Origin of the sequence: Streptomyces sp. NPDC048142, from assembly GCF_043202835.1 — a bacterium.
GTDB lineage: Bacteria > Actinomycetota > Actinomycetes > Streptomycetales > Streptomycetaceae > Streptomyces.
In genome coordinates this window covers 296807-302806 of record NZ_JBIDBC010000005.1, presented here as the reverse complement: position 1 = coordinate 302806, position 6000 = coordinate 296807, and the positions used below count along the sequence as shown (strand labels likewise).

Annotated in this window: 5 protein-coding genes; 2 read left to right on the top strand and 3 right to left on the bottom strand. The window is 74.3% G+C overall.

Annotated elements, in window-relative coordinates; translation table 11 throughout:
* Positions 1-220: 220 nt before the first annotated feature.
* On the bottom strand, positions 221-409 hold the full coding sequence (locus ACGF2Y_RS10075; protein WP_003970138.1) for a DUF5703 family protein: 189 nt from the start codon (positions 407-409) through the stop codon (positions 221-223).
* A gap of 47 nt (positions 410-456) precedes the next feature.
* On the opposite strand from ACGF2Y_RS10075, the gene ACGF2Y_RS10070 reads away from it, so the two are divergent.
* Positions 457-1122, top strand: coding sequence for a hypothetical protein (locus tag ACGF2Y_RS10070; RefSeq protein ID WP_392944748.1), 666 nt, complete (start codon positions 457-459; stop codon positions 1120-1122).
* A 137-nt stretch (positions 1123-1259) separates the two neighbouring features.
* On the opposite strand, the gene ACGF2Y_RS10065 is transcribed toward ACGF2Y_RS10070, so the two are convergent.
* Positions 1260-3665, bottom strand: coding sequence for a helix-hairpin-helix domain-containing protein (locus ACGF2Y_RS10065; RefSeq protein ID WP_392944746.1), 2406 nt, complete (start codon positions 3663-3665; stop codon positions 1260-1262).
* Positions 3662-4645, bottom strand: coding sequence for an aldo/keto reductase (locus tag ACGF2Y_RS10060; protein WP_392944744.1), 984 nt, complete (start codon positions 4643-4645; stop codon positions 3662-3664). Before ACGF2Y_RS10060 ends, ACGF2Y_RS10065 begins: the two co-directional genes overlap by 4 nt.
* Positions 4646-4783: 138 nt before the next feature.
* Between ACGF2Y_RS10060 and ACGF2Y_RS10055 the strand changes: the two genes are divergently transcribed.
* Complete coding sequence (locus ACGF2Y_RS10055; RefSeq protein WP_392944742.1) at positions 4784-5833, top strand: LLM class F420-dependent oxidoreductase; 1050 nt, start codon at positions 4784-4786, stop codon at positions 5831-5833.
* Positions 5834-6000: the final 167 nt, after the last annotated feature.

Here is a 6000-nt window from a genome sequence, read left to right as displayed (position 1 = left end):
ACGTACCAAAGAGGGTCTCTCGAAGAAGGAGATCATCCGCTGCCTCAAGCGGTTCGTCGCCCGCGAGATCTTCCACGTCCTGACCGCCACCAACGTCACAGCAGCAGACCCGAGCCACCTCACAACCGCTGCTTGACATCCATAAGAGCATCCCGGGCGCGCACAGCACGGCGACCCCACGAAAGGGAGCGGGCCCCGCGACTGCGGGGCCCGCTCCATGTCACCAGGTGGCCCGTAGCTGACGGATGATCCGTCTGCGCAGCCGTACCCTGCGGCTGCCGTCCCTGCGGAGCGTCAGGCGGTCCAGTTCCCAGTGTCCGTACTCGGCGTGGTCGGTCAGGAGTCGGGCCGCTTCCTTGCGGGAGACCCCGCGCGGCACGTACACGTCGACGAATTCGTATTCCGGCATCGCATCTATTGTGCGGGCAGAGCCCCGGTACGGATAGCGTCTGCACTATGTCTGATGCTGCGCAGCCCACCGCTGCCGAGGTACGTGCCGCCGCCGAAGCGGTCAAAGCCGCGATCGACCGTCACCTCGACGCGGTCGAACGCCGTACCGGGGACGACGACCCCGCCGTCTACGACGCGTTCAACGCCCTTGCCGCTGCCGCCGAGGTCTACGACGAGCTCCTCTACGACCGCTACGACGAAGTCACCCCCTTCGAGATTCCCGGCGCGGACGACTCCCTGCCCCCTTACGCCGGTCCCGCGGAGCCCAGCGCGCTCAGCGTCCTGATCCGGCGCGACTACGTGGTCGCGGAGCCCCCGCGTCTTCTCGCACAGGCGCAGCGCCTCGCCGACCTCGACGCGGGTCCGGGCGACGGTCCGGACACCGCCCCGGTGGTCGGCACCAGTGTCCATTCCGCGCTCGGCGTGCTCTTCGGAGAGTACGAACCGGACGAGATCGCCTCCCGGCACAAGGAGTTCGGTCTGGAGGAGGGCGACTCCACCCTGTGGGTCTCGGCCGGGGAAGCGGCGCCGGAGCCGGGGGAGTGGCTCGGCGCCCCGTTCGAGGACGCCGACCCCGAACTCGTGGTCTGCCGCTTCGACGTCAGCGCGGTCTTCGACGAGGAGGACGAGTCGGACGAGGACTTCGCCGGGCCCGCGGTGGGCGGCCTCTGACCTCACCCCTGATTTCCCTCCCGCACCGGACGCGACGGTGGGGCCCCGGCACCGGTGATTGATCACCGTGCACCGGGGCCCCACTGCTGTCCGGACCGGCTCACCGGACCGGCTCACCGGCTCACCGGCTCATCCGCTCAGGGAGCCGCGTCGGGCGTCGGGAGCGCCTCCAGCAGCGGGCGCAGCCGCGTCGTCCGCTCCTGCGCCGGAACCTGCGCCACCGCGTGCGGGAGCGCCTGGTCCGCCCCGTGGACCACGGACAGATGCCGCTCGCCCCGGCCGAACGCGGTGTACACCCACGGCCGGCTCAGCCCCTGCGCGGCGTCGCCCGGCAGCACCACGACCGCGGCGGGCCAGCGCATCCCGGCCGCCTGATGGGCACTGAGGGCCCAGCCGTGCCGCACCGACGACTCCACCCGCTCCTGCGGTACGACGACGGGGACGCCTCCGCAGTCCAGCCGCAGCCCCTCGGCGTCGGCCGAGCGCACCACCCCGGGCACCACCCGACCGGGCGCGGGCACATGGACCACGCGGTCGCCCGGGTCGAAACCGCCGAACCGGCCGGGGCCCGGATTGAGCCGCTGCTTCAGTGCCTTGTTCAGCGCTCTGGTCCCGGCGGCCCCGCCGTGGCCCACGGTGATCACCTGGGTCTCCTCGGCGGGGATGCCGAAGGCGCGGGGCACCGAGTCGGCGACCAGCTGTACGGTGCGGTGGACGGCCTCGCCCGCGTCGTGGACCGGGACGATCACCACCTCCTTGCCCGGGGCGTCGACCTGGTTCAGCTCGCCGATGCCGATGCCGGAGACCAGTTCGCCGATCGGCCCGGGGTCCGGGGTGCGGGAGACGACCTGCGGGCAGGCACGGGCGGCCAGTACATCGGCGAACACCCGCCCGGCCCCCGCCGAGCCCAGCACGCCCGGGTCGCCGCTCAGCACCAGCCGGGTGCCGTCGGCCAGCGCCTCGACCAGGGCCGCCGCACCCTCCACGTCCAGCTGCGGGGCGTCCAGCACGACCAGCAGGTCCAGGGCGAGCGCCCCGTCCTCGTCCCGGCCGGGGCCCTGCGCGCCGGACAGCAGGCCGGCCAGGGTGACCGCCGTGTCCGGATCGCCGGTGGCCGCCGCGAGCCTCCGGCGGCCGTCCTCGCTGTGGGTCGCGCCCAGGGCCCGCAGGCCCAGACCGCGCGCCGCCGCGATCAGCGCGGCGGGTTCGGCCCGCGCCGCCTCGCCGCCGCTGTGCGCGACCAGCCCGGCGGCGGCGGTCGTACGGATCAGCTCGGCGGCCGACGGGCTCGGGGCGGCGGCGGCGGCTTCCGCCCAGTCGGCGGCCTTCTCGCAGGCGTTGACCAGCCGGGCCAGGCCGTCGGCGAGACTTTCCTCGGCCAGGGCGTAGCGGTCCAGGCCCAGCAGTACCTGGACCGGCTCCCGGACCGCGTCGGCGTCCTCCGGGAGGCCGGCGTCGGCCTCCTCGCCCGCTGCGCCGTCCGCCGCCTCGCCGCCGCCGCCGTCGTCCGGCTCCGGCTCGTCGCCTTCCTGGAAGACCAGGGCGACGCCTTCCTCGACGGCGTCCCGCACCGCCGCGTCCGGATCACCGACCGCACGTTCGGCGAGCGCCGCCCGGACGGCCTGGGCGTCCAGTGCCGTGTGGCCCTGAAGGGCGGCGCGCTCCAGCAGCCAGCCGACCAGGGCCGCCGTCCTGCGCCCGTCGTCCGGGCCGCAGCCGGCGCCCAGCAGGGTCCGGGCGAAGCCGTCGGCCTGTTCCGGCCGCACCCCGGGCACGGCCAGCAGCCGCCAGGGGTCGGTGCGCAGCAGCTCGGCGGCCCGCTCGCCCAGCGCGCCGACGGCCGGGCGGGCCAGCGCCTCGGGGGCCCCACCCTCCGTGAGCACCGCGAGCACCGCGTCCAGGGCCTCCGGCGAGGCGGCCTGCGCCGCGGGGGCGGCAGTGGGCACGGGGGCCCGGGGCGGCTGTGCGGCGGCCGTGGCGGGAGGTCGGGAGGCCGGGGTGGTGGCGGGCCGCTCGAAGAACGCGGTGCCCGCCTTCTCGCCGCTCTCCACGGCCCGCACGGCCGCGAGCAGATCGGCGGCCGTGCCGCTCAGACCCGTGCCGGCGGCGATGGGCGCGGCCTTCTCCGCCTTGCGCTTCTCGATCCGCTCCCGCAGCTCGCGCTGGGCGGCCAGCTCGGCCTGCGCCTCCGAGAGCTCGGCGGCGGGCGGCGCGTCGGCGGTTTCGCCGGCCGTCCCGTCAGCGGCAGCGGCTTCAGCGGCCGATCCGTCAGCATCAGCGGCAGCAGCGGCCGATCCGTCAGCAGCCGCCTCGGCCTCGGGCTCTCCGTCGTCCGCCTCGGCCGCCTCGGCCGCCTCGGCCGCCGAGTCATTCTCCGAGTCGTCCTTCGCGTCGGCCGCGGTGTCCGACGGCTCGGGCGCTTCGGAAGCTTCGGGCGCTTCGGCGCGCGCGGGGCCTTCGGCACCGGCGCCCTGCGGGGACACGGCGTCCTGTGGTGTGTCCGTGCCGACGGTGCCGGGGGTCTCCCCGGGAAGCGCAGTCACAGCGTGCTCCAGTCCTGATCGGGATAGCGGTGCACGGGCGCCGACACATCGTCGAGCGCCTGGCAGATCTCGTAGGGAAGACTAAGCGCCTCCACTGACAAAGCCTCCGCGAGCTGCCCGGCGTTGCGCGCACCGACGATCGGCGCGGCCACTCCGGGCCGGTCCCGGACCCAGGCGAGCGCCACCAGGAGCGGGCTCGTCGCCAGACCGTCCGCCGCCGTCGCCACCGCGTCGGTGATGCGGGCCGCCGCGTCGTCGAGATACGGCTCGACGAACGGGGCGAGCCGCTCGGACGCGCCCCGGGAGTCGGACGGGGTGCCCTGTCGGTACTTGCCGGTGAGCACGCCGCGCCCCAGCGGCGAGGACGGCAGCAGCCCGATCCCGAGGTCCAGCGCGGCGGGCAGCACCTCGCGCTCGATGCCCCGCTGGAGCAGTGAGTACTCCATCTGCGTACTGGCCAGCCGGGTGCGCACCCCGGGCGCGGCGAGCTGCCAGGTGGCGGCCTTCGCCAGCTGCCAGCCGCAGAAGTTCGACACGCCCGCATAGCGGACGCGGCCGGAGGAGACGGCCAGGTCCACCGCCTGCAGCGTCTCCTCCAGCGGGGTGGCCGGGTCGAAGGCGTGGACCTGCCACAGGTCCACGTAATCCGTGCCGAGCCGTTCCAGGGACGCGTCCAGGGCGGCCAGGAGGTGCCCGCGCGAGCCGTTGTGGCGGCGGTAGGGGTCCGGGACGTTGCCCGCCTTCGTGGCGATGACCAGATCCTGACGGGGGACCAGGCTGCCGACCAGCCGCCCGAGCAGATATTCGGCCTCGCCGCCCCCGTACACATCGGCGGTGTCCACCAGGGTGCCGCCCGCGTCCCAGAAGGCCTTGAGCTGGTCGGCGGCGTCGTGCTCGTCCGTGTCCCGGCCCCAGGTGAGGGTGCCGAGCCCGATCCGGGACACGCGAAGGCCGGTACGGCCGAGATGCCTCTGCTCCATGGGCGCTGAGATTACTGGCCAGGGCCCCACCGGGTGGAGGCCTGTGGACAACCGGAGGTCCGCCGGGCCTGCCGGATGTCCGTCACCCGCGCTAGAGTCCGGAGAAAGGGACGTTACTGATCAGTAAGGGGAGCGGCTATGCGGCTCGGCATCAATCTCGGTTACTGGGGCGCCGGCATGGACGGCGACAACCTCGCCGTCGCGCAGGAGGCCGACCGGCTCGGCTACGACGTCTGCTGGGCGGCCGAGGCGTACGGCTCCGACGCCCCGACCGTGCTGACCTGGGTCGCGGCCCAGACCGAGTCGATCGACGTCGGCTCCGCGATCATGCAGATCCCGGCCCGTCAGCCCACCATGACGGCGATGACCGCCGCCACCCTGGACTCGCTGTCCGGCGGTCGCTTCCGGCTCGGCCTCGGGGTCTCGGGCCCGCAGGTCTCCGAGGGCTGGTACGGCGTGAAGTTCGACAAGCCGCTGGACCGCACCCGCGAGTACGTGGGGATCGTCCGCAAGGCGATGACCCGCGAGCGCGTGTCGTACGAGGGAGCGCACTGGACGCTGCCGCTCCCCGGCGGTCCGGGCAAGCCGATCAAGCTCACCGTGCACCCCGAGCGCGAGCACATCCCGCTCTACATCGCCGCGATCGGCCCCAAGAACCTGGAGCAGACCGGTGAGATCGCCGACGGCGCCCTGCTGATCTTCCCCTCCGCCGAGCACCTGGAGGAGACCGCGATCCAGCCGCTGCGCGCGGGCCGGGAGAAGGCCGGGAAGACGATGGAGGGCTTCGACGTCAGCCCGACGCTGCCGCTCGCCGTCGGGGACGACGTGAGCGGCCTCGCCGACATGTTCCGCCCGTACACCGCCCTGTACGTCGGCGGCATGGGCAGCCGGAAGCAGAACTTCTACAACCAGCTCGCCCGGCGCATGGGGTACGAGAAGGAGGCCGCCGAGATCCAGGACAAGTACCTCGGCGGGGACAAGGCGGGTGCCGCCGCCGCCGTACCGCACCAGCTGATCGACCAGACCACGCTGCTCGGCCCCGTCGAGCGGATCGCCGAGCGGATGCAGGCGTACGCCGCCGCCGGGGTCACCACGCTCAACCTCGCCCCGGCCGGCTTCACCCTGGAGGAGCGGCTCACCGCCCTGCGCGCCGGCACGGACGCCCTGGAGCGCTCCGGCCTCGCCTGACGGGTCCCGGGACAGCACTACGGCCGTGGTGGGGGCTCGGGGGTCCTCCCCGCCACGGCCGTCACCCGGAACAACGCGCCCGACGCCCAAGGGTTACGCGCCCCGCCGCGCGCCGTCCGGGCCCGGGTCCTGGCCCGGGTCCGTGATCGGGTTTGGTGACGGGGGCC

Excerpts from the sequence above, each read along its gene's own strand:
- ACGF2Y_RS10075 (WP_003970138.1), bottom strand. The coding sequence starts at position 409 with ATGCCGGAATACGAATTCGTCGACGTGTACGTGCCGCGCGGGGTCTCC.
- ACGF2Y_RS10070 (WP_392944748.1), top strand. The coding sequence starts at position 457 with ATGTCTGATGCTGCGCAGCCCACCGCTGCCGAGGTACGTGCCGCCGCC.
- ACGF2Y_RS10060 (WP_392944744.1), bottom strand. The coding sequence starts at position 4,645 with ATGGAGCAGAGGCATCTCGGCCGTACCGGCCTTCGCGTGTCCCGGATC.
- ACGF2Y_RS10055 (WP_392944742.1), top strand. The coding sequence starts at position 4,784 with ATGCGGCTCGGCATCAATCTCGGTTACTGGGGCGCCGGCATGGACGGC.